This window comes from Staphylococcus sp. HMSC62A08 (assembly GCF_001839105.1).
GTDB classification, from domain to species: Bacteria; Bacillota; Bacilli; order Staphylococcales; family Staphylococcaceae; genus Staphylococcus; species Staphylococcus caprae.
This window is the reverse complement of sequence record NZ_KV840031.1, coordinates 137702-160169: the sequence shown is the minus strand read 5'-3', so window position 1 is coordinate 160169 and position 22468 is coordinate 137702. Positions and strand designations below refer to the sequence as shown.

At 32.0% G+C, this 22468-nt stretch carries 23 protein-coding genes and 1 pseudogene; 1 reads left to right on the top strand and 23 read right to left on the bottom strand.

Going from position 1 to position 22468, the window contains the following annotated elements:
- Positions 1-225: 225 nt before the first annotated feature.
- The 10 genes from rpsU to lepA all read right to left on the bottom strand — a co-directional run bounded on the left by rpsU (position 226) and on the right by lepA (position 11658).
- Positions 226-402 carry a 30S ribosomal protein S21 gene (gene rpsU / locus HMPREF3264_RS04505; RefSeq protein ID WP_000048060.1) on the bottom strand — a complete coding sequence of 59 codons (177 nt, stop codon included), beginning with the start codon at positions 400-402 and terminating at the stop codon, positions 226-228.
- Positions 403-528: 126 nt separating this feature from the next.
- A complete protein-coding gene (gene mtaB / locus HMPREF3264_RS04500; RefSeq protein WP_037541481.1) occupies positions 529-1875 on the bottom strand; it encodes a tRNA (N(6)-L-threonylcarbamoyladenosine(37)-C(2))-methylthiotransferase MtaB in 1347 nt (448 codons plus the stop codon).
- 5 nt (positions 1876-1880) lie between these two features.
- Positions 1881-2633 (bottom strand): 16S rRNA (uracil(1498)-N(3))-methyltransferase, encoded by a 753-nt coding sequence (locus HMPREF3264_RS04495; RefSeq protein ID WP_070872090.1) that lies wholly within the window; start codon positions 2631-2633, stop codon positions 1881-1883.
- A gap of 1 nt (position 2634) precedes the next feature.
- On the bottom strand, positions 2635-3573 hold the full coding sequence (gene prmA / locus HMPREF3264_RS04490) for a 50S ribosomal protein L11 methyltransferase (RefSeq protein ID WP_070872088.1): 939 nt from the start codon (positions 3571-3573) through the stop codon (positions 2635-2637).
- A 3-nt stretch (positions 3574-3576) separates the two neighbouring features.
- On the bottom strand, positions 3577-4713 hold the full coding sequence (dnaJ, locus tag HMPREF3264_RS04485) for a molecular chaperone DnaJ (RefSeq protein WP_070872086.1): 1137 nt from the start codon (positions 4711-4713) through the stop codon (positions 3577-3579).
- A 147-nt stretch (positions 4714-4860) separates the two neighbouring features.
- Positions 4861-6699, bottom strand: a complete 1839-nt coding sequence (gene dnaK, locus HMPREF3264_RS04480; protein WP_070872084.1) for a molecular chaperone DnaK — start codon at positions 6697-6699, stop codon at positions 4861-4863.
- Between the two features lie 55 nt (positions 6700-6754).
- Entirely contained in the window at positions 6755-7390 is a 636-nt protein-coding gene (gene grpE, locus HMPREF3264_RS04475; protein WP_002443163.1) for a nucleotide exchange factor GrpE, read from the bottom strand.
- A gap of 28 nt (positions 7391-7418) precedes the next feature.
- A complete protein-coding gene (gene hrcA, locus HMPREF3264_RS04470) occupies positions 7419-8396 on the bottom strand; it encodes a heat-inducible transcriptional repressor HrcA (RefSeq protein WP_070872082.1) in 978 nt (325 codons plus the stop codon).
- A 99-nt stretch (positions 8397-8495) separates the two neighbouring features.
- A complete protein-coding gene (hemW, locus tag HMPREF3264_RS04465) occupies positions 8496-9620 on the bottom strand; it encodes a radical SAM family heme chaperone HemW (protein ID WP_070872080.1) in 1125 nt (374 codons plus the stop codon).
- A gap of 214 nt (positions 9621-9834) precedes the next feature.
- The gene (gene lepA, locus HMPREF3264_RS04460; RefSeq protein ID WP_070872079.1) at positions 9835-11658 is read right to left on the bottom strand and encodes a translation elongation factor 4; all 1824 of its coding nucleotides are present in this window, start codon (positions 11656-11658) and stop codon (positions 9835-9837) included.
- A 390-nt stretch (positions 11659-12048) separates the two neighbouring features.
- Between lepA and rpsT the strand changes: the two genes are divergently transcribed.
- Complete coding sequence (gene rpsT, locus HMPREF3264_RS04455) at positions 12049-12300, top strand: 30S ribosomal protein S20 (RefSeq protein WP_002443172.1); 252 nt, start codon at positions 12049-12051, stop codon at positions 12298-12300.
- Between the two features lie 46 nt (positions 12301-12346).
- Here the strand turns inward: rpsT and holA are convergent, their stop codons facing one another.
- The 13 genes and pseudogenes from holA to HMPREF3264_RS04390 form a co-directional block, all read right to left on the bottom strand.
- Positions 12347-13321, bottom strand: coding sequence for a DNA polymerase III subunit delta (gene holA / locus HMPREF3264_RS04450; RefSeq protein ID WP_070872077.1), 975 nt, complete (start codon positions 13319-13321; stop codon positions 12347-12349).
- Positions 13322-13366: 45 nt separating this feature from the next.
- Positions 13367-15589: pseudogene (locus HMPREF3264_RS04445) on the bottom strand (DNA internalization-related competence protein ComEC/Rec2).
- Between the two features lie 3 nt (positions 15590-15592).
- Positions 15593-16054 (bottom strand): ComE operon protein 2, encoded by a 462-nt coding sequence (locus tag HMPREF3264_RS04440; RefSeq protein ID WP_070872072.1) that lies wholly within the window; start codon positions 16052-16054, stop codon positions 15593-15595.
- An 83-nt stretch (positions 16055-16137) separates the two neighbouring features.
- Positions 16138-16824, bottom strand: a complete 687-nt coding sequence (locus tag HMPREF3264_RS04435) for a helix-hairpin-helix domain-containing protein (protein ID WP_070872070.1) — start codon at positions 16822-16824, stop codon at positions 16138-16140.
- 62 nt (positions 16825-16886) lie between these two features.
- Positions 16887-17606, bottom strand: coding sequence for a class I SAM-dependent DNA methyltransferase (locus HMPREF3264_RS04430; protein WP_070872068.1), 720 nt, complete (start codon positions 17604-17606; stop codon positions 16887-16889).
- A 2-nt stretch (positions 17607-17608) separates the two neighbouring features.
- Positions 17609-17962, bottom strand: a complete 354-nt coding sequence (gene rsfS, locus HMPREF3264_RS04425; protein WP_002443183.1) for a ribosome silencing factor — start codon at positions 17960-17962, stop codon at positions 17609-17611.
- Positions 17963-18547: a bis(5'-nucleosyl)-tetraphosphatase (symmetrical) YqeK gene (gene yqeK / locus HMPREF3264_RS04420; RefSeq protein ID WP_002443185.1), complete on the bottom strand. Its 585-nt coding sequence runs from the start codon at positions 18545-18547 to the stop codon at positions 17963-17965.
- On the bottom strand, positions 18534-19106 hold the full coding sequence (locus HMPREF3264_RS04415; protein WP_070872066.1) for a nicotinate-nucleotide adenylyltransferase: 573 nt from the start codon (positions 19104-19106) through the stop codon (positions 18534-18536). Before HMPREF3264_RS04415 ends, yqeK begins: the two co-directional genes overlap by 14 nt.
- The gene (gene yhbY, locus HMPREF3264_RS04410; protein ID WP_002443189.1) at positions 19106-19396 is read right to left on the bottom strand and encodes a ribosome assembly RNA-binding protein YhbY; all 291 of its coding nucleotides are present in this window, start codon (positions 19394-19396) and stop codon (positions 19106-19108) included. The genes HMPREF3264_RS04415 and yhbY overlap by 1 nt, the downstream gene beginning before the upstream one ends.
- Positions 19390-20205 carry a shikimate dehydrogenase gene (gene aroE / locus HMPREF3264_RS04405; protein ID WP_070872064.1) on the bottom strand — a complete coding sequence of 272 codons (816 nt, stop codon included), beginning with the start codon at positions 20203-20205 and terminating at the stop codon, positions 19390-19392. Before aroE ends, yhbY begins: the two co-directional genes overlap by 7 nt.
- 14 nt (positions 20206-20219) lie before the next feature.
- Positions 20220-21320: a ribosome biogenesis GTPase YqeH gene (gene yqeH / locus HMPREF3264_RS04400; protein ID WP_002443194.1), complete on the bottom strand. Its 1101-nt coding sequence runs from the start codon at positions 21318-21320 to the stop codon at positions 20220-20222.
- Positions 21321-21848 (bottom strand): YqeG family HAD IIIA-type phosphatase, encoded by a 528-nt coding sequence (locus HMPREF3264_RS04395; protein WP_044466731.1) that lies wholly within the window; start codon positions 21846-21848, stop codon positions 21321-21323.
- 22 nt (positions 21849-21870) lie between these two features.
- A partial coding sequence (locus HMPREF3264_RS04390) for a 5'-methylthioadenosine/adenosylhomocysteine nucleosidase (RefSeq protein ID WP_070872164.1) occupies positions 21871-22468 on the bottom strand: 598 nt, incomplete at its 5' end.

The following is a 22468-nucleotide window of genomic DNA, read 5'->3' as shown; positions in this document are numbered from 1 at the left end:
TAAATTGCTAAATTGTAGAAAAGTAATTTAATTTGAAGTAGTTTAATAATATTTGATTAATTTTCTGAAAAATAAAAAGTATAAGAATTGGGAGCTGTCTATTGAAGAGTTTCATAAAAAGTAACATCGAAATAGGAAAAAAGTTTATAAAAAAACCCTAGTTATAAAAACTAGGGCGATATTTATAATTAACATTCGTGTTGAGGGAGTCAACAGAGCTATTAATTATTTGAATTTACGTTTACGTGCAGCTTCTGATTTCTTTTTACGTTTAACGCTTGGTTTTTCGTAAAATTCACGTTTACGTACTTCTTGAATTGTTCCACTTTTTGATACTGAACGTTTAAATCTACGTAAAGCATCTTCTAGTGATTCGTTTTTACGTACTACTGTTTTAGACATCTGTATTTCCCTCCCTCCAAATATCAACGGAACTTTATAGTCGATGCACAGTAAAAACTATGCAACTATTAGTATAATATAACTCAAATTGGTGGTCAATTAGTAAAATTTACATTTTTTAAATATTTAGACAAGTACTTCTTCTTCTGATTTATTCGTTGCATGTTCAACCACGCGGATAGCTTTACCGTCATTTAGAGGATAATCTGCTTTAAGTATTTTTACTTTAACAATTTGTCCAATTAATGATTCGTCACCTTCAAATTGAACTTTCATATAATTATCTGCATATCCAACTAATGTGTTAGGTTTTTCCCCTTGTTCTTCTGGTATCACTTCAAGAACTTCATTTTCAAATTTAGAAGCATATTCTTTAGCAAGTTGATTGCTAAGTGTAATTAATTTATGCACGCGTTCATTTTTAATTCCTTCATCAATTTGGTCATCCATTCGAGCTGCGGGTGTACCAATTCTTGGAGAATAAGGAAATACGTGTAATTCAGAAAATTGATGTTTGACGATGAAGTCGTAAGTTTCTTGGAATTCTTCTTCAGTCTCACCAGGGAAACCTACAATTACATCACTAGTAACAGCTAAATCTGGTAAAGCCTTGTGTAATTCAGTTAATCTTTCTGAAAAGTGTTCCATCGTATATTTACGTCTCATACGTTTTAATACACTGTCAGAACCTGATTGTAACGGTACGTGTAAATGTCTTACTACTTTATTTGAATTTCCAATGACTTCTATCACTTCATCAGTTAATTGACTTGCTTCAATAGATGAAATACGAATTCGTTCTAGGCCATCAATTTCGTCTAAATCTCTTAATAATTGAGCGAGATTATAGTTTTTTAAATCTTGACCATATCCGCCAGTGTGAATACCTGTTAAGACAATTTCTTTGTAGCCTGAGTTAACAAGTTGTGAAGCTTGTTCGACAACCTTTTCAGGATCTCTTGAGCGCATTAAACCACGAGCCCATGGAATGATACAGAACGTACAGAAATTATTGCATCCTTCTTGAATCTTTAATGAAGCTCTAGTTCTATCTGTAAAATAAGGAACTTCAAGTTCTTCATATGTACGGTTTTTCATAATATTACCTACACCATTGATAGGTTGTCTTTCTTGTTGAAATTGATCTATATAATCAAGTAATTTATGACGGTCTTGTGTTCCTACAACGACATCAACGCCAGGAATTTCCATAATTTCAGCTGAAGAAGTTTGTGCGTAACAACCTGTTACACAGACAACAGCTTCAGGATTTTGTCTAATTGCACGACGAATAATTTGTCTACTTTTCTTATCACCAGTATTGGTTACTGTACAAGTATTGATTACAAATACATCCGCATTTGTTTCAAAATCTACTCTATCATAATCTGCTTCTTTAAATAATTGCCAAATTGCTTCAGTTTCATAGTGGTTTACTTTACAACCTAATGTATGAAATGCAACTGTTGACATAGTCTTCACCCCAATAATTCTTTTTCAAAACTAACTGCACTTAAAGCGTATAGAGGCGCAGTTTCTGCCCGTAAAATGCGTGGGCCTAAACCAACAAGTGTACTATGCTCTTGGAATAATGACACTTCTTTATCTGATAGTCCACCTTCAGGCCCAAATATCATTAAAACACGATCTTGTGCTTCAAATTGTTTTAAAATATGTTTAAAATGACTCAAATCTCCATGCTTCGCTTGTTCTTCGTATGCAATTAGAACGTAGTCATAATGATTTATCATATCATAAATTGCTTTTAAATTCGACTTAAAATAGATATTGGGAATAGTTAATCTATAACTTTGTTCGGCTGCTTCTTTAATAATCTTTTGCCATCTATCTATTTTTTTAGCTACTTTAGATTCATTTAATTTTACGACTGAGCGATCCATTCCCACGGCGATAAACTCGCTTGCACCCATTTCGGTAGCTTTCTGGATCATCCATTCATATTTATCTGATTTAATCAAACCGCTACAAATAGTAATATGCTGAGGTAATTCAGTATTAATATCTTGTTTTTCATCTAATCGTAGTTCGATATTATTGTCGTTGATAGAGATAATTTCGCATTTATACACCTTTTTATCTGAAAAGGTAATAATGATATGATTACCTTCTTTATAACGCATTACATGAGTAATGTGATGTACATCTTCCCTATCTTCAATAAAAAAACGCTGATTTTCATCAGCGTTTTGATTAATAAAATACCTTTGCAAATTAATCACTCACTTTCTGACCAACTATACATACCCAACCGTTGTCATGTTCAACAGAAATGATATTAAAGCCAACACGCTTCATTTGAGATTCTATTTCTTCATATTTTTCTTCTATAATACCAGAAGTTATGAAATAACCTTCTTCAACTAAAGTATTATAAGCATCTTCAATCATTTCTTCAATAATGTGAGCAAGAATATTTGCTATAACAATGTTAAATTTTTTATCTTCATCTTGTAATAAATTACCTGGAACTGCTTCAATTGCGTTTTCACAGTGATTCTTCTTGAAATTTTCTTTTGCAACATTTACAGCCATTTCATCAATATCTAATGCTTTAATTCGTTTTACACCAATTAAATGACTTGCGATACTCAATATTCCAGAGCCTGTTCCAACATCTATAACAGAATCTGTAGGTTTAACATATTTTTCAATGGCTTTCAGACACATGCTTGTCGTAGGATGATCTCCAGTACCAAACGCCATGCCTGGATCTAGTTCAATACATAATTCATTATTACTTTCTTTTTCATATGTTTCCCAGCTTGGAACTATTGTAAATCGTTCTGAAGCTTTAAATGGATGAAAATAGTTCTTCCATTCATTAGCCCAATCTACTTCAGCGATTTCTTTTTCCGAAAACGTAACTATATTTTCATCTAATTCTGGAAGATTCAGAACTGCGTTTTTAATATTAGTTCTAAGCGTGTCACCAAAAGTGAGTTCATTGAAATACGCTTTTAATCTGACGCCTTGATCAGGATAGTCATCAGGGTTTAATTCATAAATTTCTCCAAATTTATCAGCAGGTTGGTTCACTAAATCTTTGGAGTCTTCTATCACAACGCCATTAGAACCATGGCTTTCAAGTATGTCTGTTACATCATATTCTACTTCGTGATTGACTACAATTGAGAGTTCCGTCCAATTCATTACTTATTCTCCTTTGAAGAATCGTTTTGCTCTATCTTTAAAATTAGATGGCTGTTCATTCACTTCTTCACCATTAATTTCAGCAAATTCTTTCATGATTTCTTTTTGTCTGTCATTCATTTTAGTTGGAGTAACTACTTTAATATTTACAAATAAGTCACCATGACCATAGCCATGAACGTTTTTAATACCTTTATCTTTAAGACGGAATTGTTTACCTGTTTGTGTTCCTGCAGGAATTGTAAGAACAACATTACTTTTTAATGTAGGTATTTTGATTTCGTCGCCTAAAGCAGCTTGAGGGAAACTTACGTTTAAATTATAGTATATGTCGTCTCCATCACGTTCAAACGTATCAGAAGGTTGAACTCTAAACACAACATATAAATCACCATGAGGGCCCCCATTAATTCCAGGTGAACCTTCTCCGGCTAATCGAATTTGTTGTTCTGTATCTACACCTTCAGGTATAGTTACTTCTAATTTAACTGTTTTATTTTCAGTTCCTTTACCATGACATGTAGGACATGGTTCTTCAAATTCTTGTCCACTACCTTCACATTTAGGACAAACTTGTTCTGTGCGCACTCTACCTAGGATAGTATTTTGTTCCACAGATACGTGTCCTGCGCCGTTACAGTAACTACAAGTTTTCTTGCTTGTACCTGGTTTAGCACCTTCACCATCACATGTATGACATGTAACGTCTTTACGTATAGATATTTCTTTTTTAGTACCAAACACGGCCTCTTCGAACGTAACGGTCATTGTATATTGTAAATCATCACCTTTACGAGGTGCATTTGGATCTCTTTGTCTTGAACCGCCACCGAAGAATGAACTGAAGATATCTTCGAATCCACCTCCGCTAAATCCGTCAAAGTCTGCACCGCCGAAGCCTTGACTGCCAAATCCACCTTGAGGGCCTTCGTGACCAAATTGGTCATAGTTTGCACGTTTATTATCATCACTTAAGACTTCATAAGCTTCGGATATTTCTTTAAATTTTTCATCTGCGCCTTCTTCTTTATTGATGTCAGGATGATATTTTTTGGATAATTTACGGTAAGCTTTTTTGATTTCGTCCTTAGAAGCGCTTTTACTTACGCCTAAGACCTCATAATAGTCTCTTTTGGCCACAACTATCTCTCCTTTTATACGTTTAACAAGATTAGTTTATCTAATTCACTCTAACTATCCAAATAAAAAGCCAAAGCCAATGTTCAATTGACTTTGACTTTTTTGGCTTAGTTATGAATTAAATTCATTTACTAACTCATCTCAGAATTATTTTTTATCTTCGTCGTCTTTAACTTCTTTGAAATCAGCGTCTTCTACAGTGCTATCTTGAGAACCTTGTTCTCCTTGAGCCTGTTGTTGTGCTTGTTGAGCTTGTTGAGCTTGCTCGTATACTTTAGCTGATAACTCTTGAACAACTTTTTCAAGTTCTTCTTTTTTAGATTTGATGTCTTCAATATCTTCGCCTTCAAGCGCAGATTTAAGTGCATCTTTTTTCTCTTCAGCATTTTTCTTATCATCTTCGCCAATATTGTCGCCTAAATCGCTGATAGTTTTTTCAACTTGGAATACTAAGCTATCAGCTTCATTGCGTAAGTCAACTTCTTCACGACGTTTTTTATCTGCTTCAGCATTTTCTTCAGCGTCTTTCACCATACGGTCGATTTCTTCATCAGATAAAGCTGAGCTTGATTGGATAGTGATATTTTGTTCTTTGTTTGTACCTAAATCTTTAGCGGTTACATTAACAATACCGTTTTTATCGATATCAAATGTTACTTCGATTTGAGGTACACCACGTGGAGCTGGTGGAATATCAGTTAATTGGAAACGACCTAATGTTTTGTTGTCAGATGCCATTGGACGTTCACCTTGTAATACGTGAATATCAACTGCTGGTTGATTATCTGCAGCTGTTGAATAAACTTGTGATTTAGATGTTGGAATAGTAGTATTACGTTCGATTAACGTATTCATACGTCCACCCATAATTTCGATACCAAGTGATAATGGTGTAACGTCTAATAATACTACGTCTTTAACATCACCAGTGATAACGCCACCTTGGATAGCTGCACCCATTGCTACTACTTCATCTGGGTTAACACCTTTATGAGGATCTTTTCCTACTTCTTTTTTAACTGCTTCTTGTACAGCTGGAATACGAGTTGAACCACCAACAAGGATTACTTCATCGATTTCTGAAGTTGATAGACCAGCATCTTTTAATGCTTGACGAGTTGGTTCCATTGTTTTTCTGATTAATGAATCTGCTAATTCTTCAAATTTAGAACGGCTTAGGCTCATTTCTAAGTGTAATGGACCACTTTCACCAGCTGAGATGAATGGTAGTGAAATTTGAGTTTGAGATACGCCAGATAAATCTTTTTTAGCTTTTTCAGCAGCATCTTTTAATCTTTGTAATGCCATTTTGTCTTGAGATAAATCTACGCCATTTTCTTTTTTGAATTCAGAAACTAAATAGTCAATGATAACTTGGTCAAAGTCGTCACCACCAAGTTTGTTATCTCCTGCAGTAGATAGTACTTCGAATACGCCATCGCCTAATTCAAGGATAGATACGTCAAAAGTACCGCCACCTAAGTCGAATACAAGAACTTTTTGATCTTTATCAGTTTTGTCTAAACCATAAGCTAATGCAGCAGCTGTTGGTTCATTAATAATACGTTCCACTTCTAAACCTGCAATTTTACCAGCATCTTTAGTAGCTTGACGTTCAGCGTCGTTAAAGTAAGCTGGCACTGTGATAACTGCTTTATCTACAGTATCACCTAAATAGCTTTCTGCAGTACTTTTTAAGTTTTGTAAAATCATAGCTGAGATTTCTTGAGGTGTATATGATTTACCTTCGATATCTACTTTATAATCTGTACCCATATGACGTTTAATAGATTGAACAGTGTTAGGATTTGTAATTGCTTGACGTTTAGCAACTTCACCTACTTGAGTTTCTCCATTTTTAAACGCAACTACTGAAGGAGTTGTACGTGCACCTTCTGGATTTTGAATTACTTTTGGTTCATCGCCTTCTAATACAGCAACACAAGAGTTTGTAGTACCTAAGTCGATTCCGATTACTTTACTCATAATAAAATTCCTCCAATTTAATATGTTTTAAATTTACAATGTTTTTTCAATCAACTTATTGATTTACTTTAACCATTGATGGTCTTAATACACGATCCTTAAGTTTATATCCTTTTTGTAATTCTTGAGTGACTTCACCTGATTTGAAATCAGGATTATCATCTTGAACCACTGCTTGATGTAAATTAGGATCAAATTCTTGCCCTTCGGCTTGAATTTCTTCAAGACCATTATCTTTTAAAGCTCTTAGTAAACTTTCGTGTACCATTTGCACACCTTTTTGAAGTGATTTAAAAGATTCATCATCACCTTCAATTTGAAGTGCGCGTTCAATATTATCTATTGACGGAAGAATATCAGTTAAAACACCTTGAGCTTGATAAGTTTTATTAATTTGATTTTCATTTTGAATTCGACGCTTATAATTTTCGAATTCAGCATATAATCTTAAATATTTTTCTTCATTATCATTTGCTAATTTTTCTAATTCTTGAATTTTTTCATCTTTAGGATCAACATCTTCTTGTTGATCTGTTTCTTCAGAATCATCTTGCAATTGATTATCTTTAACTTCATTCTTATCAGTGTGATCTACTGATTCCTCGTTATTTTCAAAAGTTTGATTATCTTCGCTTTCTTTTGAATTAACTTCTTCCTCAGTTTGATTCACTGTATGATCTTTTTCTGTCATTGTCTGACCTCCAATACAACTCTCATTACTACCATATTTGGTTAAGTAATTGAATTACATTTTGATAATGCATAGCAGTTGGTCCTATGACCGCAATTTGACCTTTTAGTGACTCATCAAAATGATACTGACTTGTCACGATAGAAATATCACTTAAACTTTCATCAATTTCTTTGCCAATACGAACATTGATTTGAGATGCTGATATTTCATCTAATAATTCAGTGATTCGATTTGATTCGATATATTGAAGAATTGGTTGTATAGATGACACGTTTGTTTCATTCAACGCATCAATAAGTTTAACCTTTCCTCCCATATAAATGCTATTACTTTGATTATTAATATGTTGTTCCATCAAATCAATCATTTCGCTTACTAACTTTTTCTCTTCATCTGAATTTACAACCATATGAATATCACGAGATAAATTTTTATGATTCTCATTAAAATGTGTAGTCAAAAAGTTAGCTATTTTATTTAAGTTAAGACGATTCAGTTCTACATGAGTTACAACATGAATGTTCTCAACATGACCTGATGAAAATACCATAATTAAAATAACCAAATGATTGTTAGCTTGAATCAAATGAATATTACTAATAATATCTTGATTGTGATTTGGACGTACAACCAACGTTGCATATTGAGATTGCATTGATAATTCATTTGCAAAATAAGTCAATGCGGTAGAAATATCATAATGATTCTCAATCAATAACTGATTTAAACGTTGAATTTTGTTTTGATTTTGATGAGATGTTTGTTCTAATAAACGATTGACATAATATCTAAAACCTAATTCGGATGGTGTCCTACCTGAAGAGGTATGTGTCTTCTCAATGAAGTTCATATCTTCAAGTTGTTTCATTTCATTTCTAATGGTAGCAGGACTAATATCTAAATTATGTCGATGAATTAAAGTTTTAGAACCAATCGGTTGTCCAAAATCAACATAATCTTCAACAATTGCATTAAGGATGCTTAATTGTCTATTTGTAATCATGTTTTCACCTCATTAGCACTCTTTTATCTCAAGTGCTAATTATAATTTATCAAAAAGGTCAAAGTAAGTCAATGTTAAAGCATTAAAATATCGAAATTTTTAGAGGTTAAGTAAAAATGCCTCGAAAACCTCATTACCAATCACTTTACCACGATCAGTTAATGAAATGTTTTGTTGTTGTTTTTGTAATAGATTTCTTCCTAATAAATTTTCAATTGTTTGACCAAAAACACTTTCAATCGGTAATCCGAATTTGTATTTAAATCTTTCAGTATTAACGCCTTGGTTCATTCTTAAACCAAGAAACATTTCTTCTTCCATTTTTTCTTCAAAAGTTGGTTCTGTTTGAGTAAGTATAGGTTGTTCATTTTTATTAATAGCATCAATATAATGACGAACAGGATTTAAGTTGGTATATCTTACCCCGTCTACGTAACCACTTGCACCTGCACCAAATCCATAATATTCCTCATTTAGCCAATAAACTTTATTATGTGTAGATTCGTGCCCTGCTTTTCCAAAATTAGAAATCTCGTACTGCTTTAGATTTGATTGTTCTAATCTTTGCATTAAATACTGGTACATTTCAGCACCTAAATCTTCATTTGGAAGTTTAAGATGTCCCTTTCTATACATATTATAAAATTGAGTTTTAGGTTCTAGTATAAGCCCATAACTAGATATATGATCAATATCCATCTTTAGAGCTAATTCCAAACTTTGTTTGAAATCATCCAAAGTTTGTTGTGGTAGATGATACATCAAATCAAGACTAATTGATTCAATTCCAACTTTGCGTGCATTTTCAACAGCTTCGTATATGTCTTCTTTTTTATGAGTTCTGCCAAGTATTTCTAATAATTCTGGTTTAAATGTTTGCACACCCATTGAAATTCTATTGACGCCATACCTTTTTAAGAGTGCTACCTTTTCATAAGTTAACTCATCTGGATTAGCTTCAAATGAATATTCGCCACTTATAGTAAACGTATTATTAATCGCTTTAAGTAATTTTTCAAGTTGCGTTAAATTTAAAGCAGTAGGCGTTCCTCCTCCAACATACATCGTTTGAAGTTGTCTATTATTATTAACCTGCATTTCTTTAATAAGAGCATCTAAGTATTCATCTACTGGCTGTTTATCTATAAAATACTTATTGAAATCACAATAAGTACAAATTCGTACGCAGAAAGGAATATGAATATATGCGCTTGTAACTGTCAAAATTCTCCCCCCAATAATGAACATAAAAAAGAGCGGAAGCGAAATCTTGTAGTTAAAATGATTTCATCGCTCCGCTTCGGTAAGGATGATTGTTGCTGAACTAGTGGATAAAAGAAAAATTGGATTTATTCGATTATCTCATATTTAGGCACTTTCGATACGTTTTTAAAGGCTGAGACTCATGTGTTTATGTCTCAACCTTTGAATTAAAGTTTTATTCATCATCCATTTTAAGCACTGCTAAGAAAGCATCTTGAGGAATTTCAACATTACCTACAGCTTTCATTTTAGCTTTACCGGCTTTTTGTTTTTCTAGTAATTTACGTTTACGGCTAATATCGCCACCATAACATTTTGATAAGACATTTTTACCCATCGATTTAATATTTGTACGAGCACTAATTTTTTGACCGATGGCTGCTAGCACTGGTACTTCGAATTGCTGTCTTGGGATAAGTGTTTTTAATTTTTCAACGAGTGCTTTACCTCTTTCATAAGCAAAGTCTCTATGAACTATGAAACTTAACGCATCAACTTTATCACCATTAAGTAGAATATCCATCTTAACTAAGTTACTTTCTTTATTCTCAATGAATTCATAATCGAAAGAAGCATATCCTTTAGTATTAGATTTTAGTTGATCAAAGAAATCAAATACGACTTCTGATAATGGAATTTCATACACAATATTTACTCGTATATCATCCAGATAGTCCATATTCACAAATTGACCACGTTTACGTTGACATAATTCCATAACAGCACCGACGTAATCATTAGGAACCATCATTGTAGCTCTAACGAAAGGTTCGTAAATATGGTCGATTTTATCTCTTTCAGGCATTTGGGCTGGATTATCTACAGTAACTTCTGAGCCGTCTTTTAAAATACATTGGTAAATTACTGATGGTGCAGTCGCAATTAATTCAATTCCGAATTCTCTTTCAATTCTTTCTTGAATAATTTCCATGTGTAACATACCTAAGAATCCAGTTCTATAGCCAAAACCAAGAGCTTGTGAAGATTCAGGTTCAAATTCTAATGATGCATCATTAAGTTGAAGTTTTTCCAATGCTTCTCTTAAATCATTATAATCTTTATTATCTATTGGGAATAATCCGCAATAAACCATTGGATTCATCTTTTTATAGCCTTTAAGTGGCTTGTCAGCTGGTCGATGAGCTAATGTGATTGTATCACCAACACGTGAATCATCTACATTTTTAATGCTGGCGATAATATAACCAACATCACCTACTGTTAATTCTTCAACAGGTAACTGTTTAGGTGTATTGATACCCACTTCAGTTACTTCGAATTCTTTACCAGTCGCCATCATTTTAATTTTATCTCCAGCTTTGACTACACCATCTATAATTCTGATAGAAGATATAACGCCTCTATATGGATCATACTCTGAATCAAATATGAGGGCTTTTAATGGTGCTTCTGGATCTCCATCTGGAGCTGGTACGACTTCGACTATTTTTTCTAATATATCTTCAATACCAATATTTGATTTGGCACTCGCTAAAACAACATCGTCTTGATCTAAGCCGATAACATCTTCTAATTCTTGTTTTACTCTTTCAGGTTCTGCTGCTGGTAAATCAATTTTATTCACCACAGGTAATAATTCTAAATCATTATCTAAAGCTAAATAAACATTAGCTAAGGTTTGTGCTTCGATTCCTTGAGCCGCATCGACGACAAGAATTGCACCTTCACATGCTGCCAAAGAACGTGACACTTCATATGTAAAATCTACATGTCCTGGTGTATCAATAAGATGGAAAGTATAAGTTTGACCATCTTTAGCGTCGTATTTTAAACGAACAGCATTCAATTTAATTGTTATTCCACGTTCTCTCTCTAAATCCATAGAATCAAGTAATTGATCTTGCATTTCGCGTGTTTCGACTGATTTAGTATTTTCTAAGATTCTATCAGCTAATGTCGATTTCCCGTGGTCAATATGTGCGATGATAGAGAAATTTCTTATATTTTCTCTTCTATTATAGCGTTCTTGCTTATCCATCTTATCCTACTCACTTTCATAAAAATAACCCGATTTATGTATACATCTTTGATATGATAACGTTTTTAAAGTTTAAATGCAAATGAACTTAAAGGAAGTTATTGAGGTTGAGACATTAATAACATTTTCATTATTCCTAAGAAAACTTCATTCTATGTCATTACAATGGTTTCTATCCAGAATAAACTCCTTTATTCCAGTATCATTTAAGTTCTAACAATTTTAATTATATAGAGTTAATGGTCACTTTCCAATAGTTAAAGACTTTAAACTATATTCACAATACTGATAAATAAATGATTGCACAAAGATTAGACATTTGATAAAATATTTCTTGTTGTAATCAAATAAATTTTGATAAGTTAAGTTCACTTTTAGGAGGTGACAGAAATGCCAAACATTAAATCTGCAGTTAAACGTGTGAGAACAACTGAAACAGCTGAAGCACGTAATATCTCTAAAAAGAATGCTATGCGTACAGCAGTTAAACGCGCGAAAACAGCTATCTCAACTGATGCTGAAAACAAAAATGAATTATTAAATTTTGCGATTAAACAAGTTGATAAAGCTGCTCAAAGCAACTTAATCCACTCAAACAAAGCTGATCGTATTAAATCAAAACTTATGACAGCTAATAAATAATTCTACTTATTAAAAAGATCAAGCGCTGAGCTTGATCTTTTTTATTTTAAAGAGACAAGATAAATAGTTCTAAAATAAGCTGCTTATCCATGTATGAAGATTTTAATTTATAATCAGTTTCTGCACATGAATCAATAATATTTAATAAATCATTTAATTGATAATTCCGAGCTTGATTTAAAGCTAATTTCACCCTATAAGGATGCGCATTAACTGTTTTAGCTATTTGCTGACCACTGTATCCCTTTTGACCCAATATTTTACATTGATAATACAATCTGTAGTTGCTTGTTATTAATGCTAAAAGTTTAATAGGTTCTTCTTTCATTGTTATTAAATCATTCACTAACTGTACTGCTTTATTTTTTCTGCCTTTTTGAATAAATTCAGTTAATAAAAACACATTTTGTTCTAAGCTTCTATTAATAATTTGATTGACATCATCTTTATTTATTGTAGGTCTATCCCCTAAGAAGAGCATTAATTTTTCAAGTTCTTGAGAGACAATATTAAAATTAATGCCAGTGAGCTCAATAAAGAGATTTAATGCATCTTGTTTTATATCTTTATAATTCTCATTTAATTTGCGCTGAATCCATTTTTTTATTTCTTCTTCAGACATCTGTTCTACTTTTTTTAATTGAGCATATTTTTTAAGCGATTTCGTTAGCTTTTTACGTTCATCTAATTTATTTTGATAAACTTCAAAGATAATTAAGTTTTCGCCATCATACTTTTCAATAAACTCTATGAGTTGTTCAGCACTATGATTGAGTTCTTTAGTTACTTTTTCGCCAGTAAACACATAGGCATTTTTTACTACAATAGCCTTTTTATCTGAGAAAAAGGGCATCGTTAATGTTTCTTCAATGATAGGCGTTAAGTCATTTTCATACATATTAAATTTCACAAAGTTGAAATCATCTTTGTCCTGTCCAAGATATTGATTGACTATTTCAGAACTTTTCTTCTCGACAAGTTCAGGCACTTCACCGTATATAGCCACAATATTATCGCTCATAAGTACACCCTTCCTCTATTTCTCATACCTGTAAATTATATCATTTTATTGCGTTACTTCTCTAGCATTAGTTGATTGACGTTGATATATACGTTGAATCTTCGTTTTTATGTCATCTAAATTAATACTTAGTTCCCCATTATCCTGTGTATCATAAACTTCGCTTCCATTCTCTTTTTAACGAGATATAACATCATCATTGGGAAGATGATATTTATTATGCTTGCCACTTGAAATTAAACTTATTTTGGGTTGTATGTTTTTAACAAATTCTTCAGAACTGCTTGTTCTACTACCGTGATGTCCTACTTTTAATATATCTATTTTTGGCAATTTGTAATTTTGTAAAAGAATTGATTCATTGTTCTTAGTCGCATCCCCCATTAATAGAATATTTTTATTACGGTATTGGATGAGTATGATAATGGATTGTTCATTTTTATCTGAACTGGCGGGTATAAATGTATTGAAAAATTTTAATTTAGTTACTTCAAAATTAATTTGAGAAATATTTTTAACCTCATGTATTTTAATATTCTTCATCTTGCCTTCCTTTATAATATATTTTAATAAATCATTTGGAAAACCATCACTATTCAATATAATGTTTTTAATTTTTAAGTGTTCAAATAGATATGGTAATTCTCCCATATGATCTGCATGTGGATGCGTTAAGATTAGATAATCAATCGTAGAAATTCCTTTTCTTTTAAGACTCGGAAGAATTTTAAACTTAGCTATATTATGATGACTAATACTTTTAGATTTGTTTTCATCTCCTTTACCTCCAGTATCTATCATAATCGTTTTATTGTTTCCAGTTTTGAAAAGTATACTATCACCTTGTCCGACATCAAACAGAGTTAATTCAGCATAACTTGGCTTATTAGTAAATGTGAGTAGAGATAATATGATTATAAATACTGATAAGGAAATAAATACCTTTTGATGTACGAATAAATAGTAAACGATAAATATTGATAATATGAATAGCAGTAATTGCTTTTCACTTAAATCAGGGATATACCATTTATAATGGGACAGTTTATAGAATAAATTTAGTAGTAGATCATGAACATTATACAAAAATGCCATATAGCGATTCATGATTTCGAAATGAGAAATTAAATGACTCGTGATGAAAAATAAGATAATAGATGGAAAAAGTAAGAAGCTATAAAATGGAACAAAAAGTAAGTTCGATAGGAAACCAATCCACTGAAATTGATTAAAATGATAGACGCTAATTATGATAGAACCAAATTGTGCTATACATGTTATTGCTAAGAGACTTTTTATAGGTGTTAAATTTTTAAGAAATGGTTGAGCCATTAGAATGAAGAAGCAAATTAAAAATGAAAATTGAAAACCTATGTTATAAATATACCCTGGATAAACAATGTACATAATTATAAAAATTAATGAAAGTAAATTGAGAGAAGATTTTCTAAGAGATTTGGGGAGTAATATTACTAAAATAGCTATTGATATTGCTCTCACAGCGCTAGGAACAAAATCAGTATAAATAGCGTAAATAACTAATACGCATATGGTTAAGATCTTTATGACTAATAAAGGTGTATTAAATCTTACGAGAGATTGATGGATAATTAAAATAATTGTGGCTATATGTGTGCCGCTTATAGCTAATAAATGATATATTCCTATCTCTTTTACTTTTTCCTTATAATCTGGATTGATTAATGTCGTATTGCCAGTAATTAATGCAAGGATTCTATTAGGATATTTCACTCCTGAATGGTATATCTTATTCGAAATGTATTCTTGATGATTATAAATCCATTGAAAATGACCATTAGTTTTACAAGAATTCAAGTTGATAGATGAAATCGTTATAGAAGGATGCTCATTATCAAATTTAAAATCCCCTTTTATGTAGCACGTCTTATTTTTTAAAGATGCGTAAGTTTTAGACATTTTAGTCTTAAAGAAAAATTTATAGTTTTCATTCTTATATATAAGATAGCCAGTAGTATACTTTTGTTTATTTTCTAATGATTTAAAAGTTACGTCATTTCGAACCATAGGATGGTTTCTAAGATAATTTTGCGATTTGGTTTCCTTTTGAGTATAAGAATAAATAATAAAATATGAAAGTATGGAAGAAGCAAACATTAATATAATAAGAGGGAGTTTGAAGTTCTTAATCGTCGCAAGTATGAACGCCAATAGAAATAGTGAGGTAGAGATAACTTTGAAATTCATCCAAAGTATCCCTACTAAAAATGAAAGTGCTATGTATATCATTGATTAACCTTGCGTAAGGTATTGTGCTACGTATTCTGGAGAGAATGGTATTCTTTTATATTCATTACCTGATTGTTGAAGTAGTTTAATAGCGTAGTCATGATTGTGATAATCTTCTGCATAATATATCGTCTTAATGCCAGCTTGTATAATTGACTTTGTGCAATTTAAACAAGGGAAATGAGTCACGTAAATTGTAGCACCTTCTGTTGAAACACCTTGTTTAGCGCATTGTAGTAGTGCATTCATTTCTGCATGTATTGTTCTAATACAATGACCATCTTCAATAAGGCAACCTTCATCAATGCAATGAACTTCCCCTGCTACTGATCCGTTGTAACCACCAGCAATAATTCTATTATCTTTGACAATTGTAGCTCCAACAGAGAGTCTTTGACATGTCGATCTCAAAGCTAATAAATGACTTTGAGCCATAAAATATTCTTCCCATTTAATTCTTTCCATGTGTAGTTGCCTCCTTATGTAGAAAAACAATTAATATTTATAGCTTAATCATTTAAAGCAATAAATGCAATAATGAATAAAAGCTAAATAATAAAGTGTTCTTTTAATTTTTCAAACGTTTTCTCGCCAAACCCTTTAATCTTTTTTAAATCATCTATTTTATCAAATCTACCGTTTTGTTCTCTATAGTTTATAATTTCTTTAGCTTTTGTTGGTCCAATACCTGGGACTCCTTTAAGTTCTGATTCAGTCGCATTATTAAGATTGACTTGTTTATTTTCACTATTTTGATTCGTAGTTATTGGAGAATTATTATTTCTAATAGTATGAGGTTGCTCTCCTTTTGTGGGCACATATATTAACTTTTGGTCTATTAATTTTTCTGATAGATTAATTTGGGAAACGTCTGCATTTTTAGAAAGTTTTACCTTATTCAAAGCGTCAATGACTCGTTCAGTCGATAGCATTTGATATACATTAGGATGCTCGACAGCCCCTTTAATATCAACATAAACTTTTTCCTTACTGTTTTCTTTATTACTCATATTCTTATTATTTGTATTAGCTTTAGTATGAGATTGATTGTTTTTAATCTCATTTGAATCTAGATGATGATCTTTTGGAAACTCATTCATTTCATTATTCTCATTATGAGATTCATCTTTGTTAGTCAAAGTAAGAATCGCGATAATGATTCCGACAATCCCTAATATAAAATATCGTTTCCATCGCAAAATAAAATCGATATACTTTTTATCTATATTAAACAAAAAATCACTCCTTCATACTTATCAACGTACGAACGAGTGATTTTACTTCTTAATGTTAATATTTATTTTTTAACAACGAAAAATAATCGATCAGCATCTTCTTCATGTTTCTCTAGATTGAAATCTGTGAAAGTTTCAATTTTTGTAAAACCTATCTCTTTTAATAGTGATTTATAAGTTTCTTCTTCATAGGTTCTTTGGTAATGCGATTCATCGAAACGTCGATAACTACCATCTTTCTCAAGAATAAAGAATGACATTTCATGATAAACACTCAATGGTTCATCACCACGAATAGCTTCCCATCCTAAGAAAACATCATCAGTTTCATCAATATAGCTTTGATTATTAAACAATGTATTCATCTTGTGAACCGTATGCACATCAAAAAGAAACACACCATCATTAGTTAAATGTTGGTATACTGATTTGAATGTATTTCTGACATCATCAATTGTAGGTAAATAATTCAGTGAATCACAAAATATTGTAATAACATTAAACTTTTGGTTCAAATTAAAATCTGTCATATCTCCTTCTAACCATCTAACATTGTTAGTTTTCTCGTTAGCAATCGTCAACATATCAATACTTAAATCCATTCCAGTTACATGTCCTAATGTGACTAATCGATGCGTTAAACTACCGGTGCCACAACCTAAATCTAGAATTTCATTAATTTGTTGCTTTGAAAAGGATTCAACAATATTGAACCATTCATCATACGGTTGGTCCTGTGTGAGTTGGTCATATACCAAACTCATATCTTCATACTGAGACATCTTTAAAAGACAGCCTGACCATATGATTCAACTGGAGCATCTTGATATAATTTCTCGATATTGTAATAATTTCTTTCGTCTTTGTGGAAAATATGAACTACAACATTGGCTAAATCAATAAGTACCCATCTTGCATCGTTATATCCTTCCATACGCTTTACATCAATATTTTGCTCATGAACAGCTTCTTTAACAGCTCTAGCAATAGATTGAACTTGACGTTCATTATTACCATGACACACAACAAAGTAGTCAGTCATATCACTGATACCTTGCATGTTAAGAGAAATTACATCTTCAGCTTTTTTGTTTTCTGTCGCTTCGACAGCAATATTTAATAATTCTTCTGAACTCATTTAATCATCCTTTATTCTTTCGTCACTATAATTATAATAATTCAAGCATGCAATCGTAGTGCCATATACCGTAATATCTTTACCAATTAAAAATAAAACTGTACGCTTAGAAATTTCATAAATTGTTTTATCTAAGCTACCTTGATTGTATGCCATATCTCTAATTTCTTCAACTCCGGGGGTCTTTCTGCCGGGTTCAATATAATCTGCAATAAAAATTAACTTCTCAGTTTTAGTCATTTGTTGACGACCAGTTGTATGATATTTAATAGCTAATAAGACTTCTTCGTCCTTGATATGATAGTCATGTTCCATTATTGCAGCACACACTGGACCATGGAGGATTTCATTTCCGTAACTAAGTAAATCACTCTCTAACTCGCATTGTCTAACAATCTGATACATTTTACTTAAATCATCATATTTGCAATAATCATGCAGTACACCAGCCAATTCAGCTTTCTCTTTATCACCGTCATAAATCTCTGCTAATTTCACTGCTGTTTCTGCTACTCTTAAAGAATGATTATAGCGCTTTTCTGGTAGCTTATCTTTAACGAGTGCTTTAGCTTCATTTATATCCATAAAATCCTTCCTCCTGTATATACTTTTCTACCTTTTTAGGGACTAAAACTTGTATCGTTTGCTTATTTTTAATACGATTTCGTACCATAGATGAACTTATATCTATACGGGGAATTTTAACTGATATCATACCATTTTCTACTTTTTGATATGCCTTATCACGATTTACAATCACAAAGGTAATCATTTTCTTTAACTTTTCAATATTATACCACTGATCTAATTGCTCATATTGGTCTGTACCAATGACAAAGTAGAATTCATCATTAGGCTGTGATTGCTTTAATTCTGCTAAAGTATCATATGTGTAACTTTGGCCTTTTCTTTCTAACTCAGCCGTACAAATATTACCAAAGCCTAAATCTTCTATTACAAGCTCAATCATTTTCATTCGATAGGATGAATCTAGAAAGTCATCATGTTCTTTCAAAGGTGCCATATAGCTCGGTAAAAAGTAGAACGCATCTGGCTGCAATTGATGATATATCTCACTAGCTACTACCATATGAGCGGTATGAATCGGGTTAAATTGACCGCCGTACAACACAATTTTAGCCATTAAGGTAACGTAATTTCTTTATTTTCTTCAGATTCTCTATACAGTACAATCATTGACCCGATTACTTGTACTAATTCACTTTTAGTCGCTTCACTTAGCGCTCTAGCTAATTCATTTTTATCGTCAAAATTATTTTGAAGCACATGAATTTTAATGAGTTCTCTATTCTCTAACGTTTCATCAATTTGATTAATCATATTTTCATTAATTCCACCTTTTCCTATTTGGAAAGTTGGATCTGTATTATGCGCTAAACTACGTAAATATCTTTTCTGTTTTCCAGTTAACATGATCTATCTCCTTTCAATTTATCTAGAACTGTCTGTTTCATCGTTTGGATATCAGGCATTTGATTCGTCCATATTTTAAAACTTTCAGCACCTTGATATACGAACATATCTAAACCATTATATATAGGATTGCCTTTATTTTCAGCTTCTTCTAAAATAGGAGTCTTATATGGAATATAGACAATATCGCTAACAAGTGCATTTGTATTTAGATTTTTCAAATTTAAAACACTTTCTTTATTTTCAGCCATACCTGCAGGTGTTGTATTAATAATAATATCAAATTCATCTAAATAGCTTTCTGCGTCCTCTAAAGAAATTGCATTAATATCAAGTTTCCAATCGTTGAAACGTGACATGGTACGATTAGCAACAGTTAATTTAGGATTCACAAATTTTGCTAATTCATTTGCAATACCCTTACTTGCTCCACCTGCGCCTAATATTAATATATAAGCACTTTCTAAATCATCATATACTTGTCTTAAGCCTGTGACATAACCTATCCCATCAGTATTGTACCCTATCCATTTACCGTCTTTGATTAAAACAGTGTTAACGGCTCCAACAGTTTTGGATTGTTCATCTATTTCATCCAAATAAGGTAGGATTCGTTCTTTATGTGGAATTGTGATATTAAATCCATTGAGCCCCTTTTCTGTAATGATTTCTTTAATCAAATGAAAATCTTCAATAGGTATATCTAATGCTTCATAAGTGTAATCTAATCCTAACTTAGAAAAGTTAGCATTATGCATTACAGGAGATAAAGAATGAGATATAGGATGTCCAATTACAGCAAATTTCATTCTTCTCACTCCTTTTATAAAATAGAATTTCTTAATATTACATCAACATTTTTAGGGACGCGTACAATCACTTTTGCACCTTCATCAATTGTAATGAAACCTAATCCTGAAATCATAACGTCACGTTTTGCTTTTCCTGTTTCAAGTCTAACGGCCTTTACATTATTTAAATCAAAGTTCTCAGCGTTATGCGGTGGCGTTAAAACTGAACCTAATTGTGATTTCCAAAGCTCATTTGCCTTTTCGGTTTTAGTTCTATGAATATTTAAATCATTAGAGAAGAAACATATTAAAGGTCTTTTACCTCCAGAAACATAATCAATTCTCGCTAAACCACCAAAGAATAGTGTTTGACCTTCATTTAATTGATACACACGTTGTTTAATTTCCTTTTTAGGCATAATGGTTTTTAATTCTTTTTCAGAAACATAATGTGTCATTTGATGTTCTTGAATAATTCCTGGTGTATCATACATAAATGTTGTTTCATCTAGTGGAATATCAATCATATCTAATGTTGTACCTGGGAAACGTGAAGTTGTTACGACGTCCTTTTCACCAACACTTATTTCGATCAATTTATTAATTAAGGTTGATTTACCTACATTCGTTGTTCCTACTATATAGACATCTTCATTGTTTCTATATTGATTAATCGATTGCAATAATTCTTCGATGCCCCAACCTTTGTCTGCAGAGATGAGTACGACATCTTCGGCTTCAAGGCCATACTTTCGAGCAGATTTCTTCAACCATTCTTTCACACGACGTTTATTAATTTGTTTAGGAAGAAGATCAAGTTTGTTTGCTGCTAAAATAATTTTTTTATTTCCAACAATTCGCTTAATCGCGTTAATGAAAGATCCTTCGAAATCAAATACATCAACCACATTAACGACGATACCTTTTTGATCTGATAATCCTGTTAATAAATTTAAAAAGTCTTCACTATCCATTCCAACGTCTTGCACTTCGTTGTAATTCTTTAACCTAAAGCATCTTTGGCAAATGACATCTTCACGAAACATATTATGTTCAGGTACATATCCTGGTGCGTTTTTATCTTCAGATTGTAGCGGTGCACCACAACCAATACATTTTAGTGTTTCACTCAATCAATTTTCCTCCCATTTGATATAACCTTTTTTTCTGAAATGATTCAACAAACGTCTTTCGATGAGACGATTGAATTTCGTTATAAATCCATCTGTTCGTTTAACTGGAACGACCATGATAGTATAAAGTCCATTACGATTACCACCAAAAACATCAGTCAACATTTGATCTCCTATAACTACTGTCTCTTTAGCTTGAATATTCATTTGTTTAATGGCTTTTTTAAATGCTTTGCCCATAGGTTTTCTCGCCTTGAAAATGAAATCTACTTCTAAATCTTTAGAAAAACTAGATACACGTTCCTCATTATTATTTGAAACAATCGTTACAGTGATGCCTAATTTTCGAGCTTTAGCAAACCACTCTTTAATTCTTTCGGTAGGTTCTTTGACATCCCAACCCACAAGTGTGTTATCCAAATCAGTTATAATACCTTTGACTCCATTACTAGCTAATTTCTCAATATCTATTTCAAACACAGATTGTACATATGCATTGGGCATAAATAAATTTTTAACAATTCCCATTTTATATTTTCACCTTTACTTTTTATAATGATTTAACTAATAATTCAACTGTTTCACTAGATGAAACTGCAGCTTTTCCTAAGAATTCTTCAAAAGAGATTTCTGCTTCTCCATTAGCTAAATCTGATACTGCTCGTGTCACAATAAATGGCACTTTAAATTGATAACATGTTTGAGCGATGGCAGTAGCTTCCATCTCAACTGCCATTGCTTTTGGAAATTGAGATTTAATTTTACGGCGTTGTTCAACACTTCCGATAAAACTATCGCCACTAACAATTAATCCTACTTTCCCATTTAAATCTTGTTGTTTAAGTATGGATATCGTCTTATCTAATAACTTAGTACTAGATTCGTAATGCTTAGGCATTTGAGGAATTTGTCCATAATCATAGCCGAATGCAGTTGCGTCTGCATCATGATAGGTTACCGTATCACTTACAAGTACATCTCCTACCGATAAACTTTCATCTAATGCACCGGCCGATCCAGTATTAATAATAAGGTCTGGATTAAATTTTTCTATTAATAAAGTAGTGGAAATAGAAGCATTTACTTTGCCGATCCCACTTTGAGTTAATACTATGTCTTTATTGTTAAGCGTTCCTGTATAAAATTTT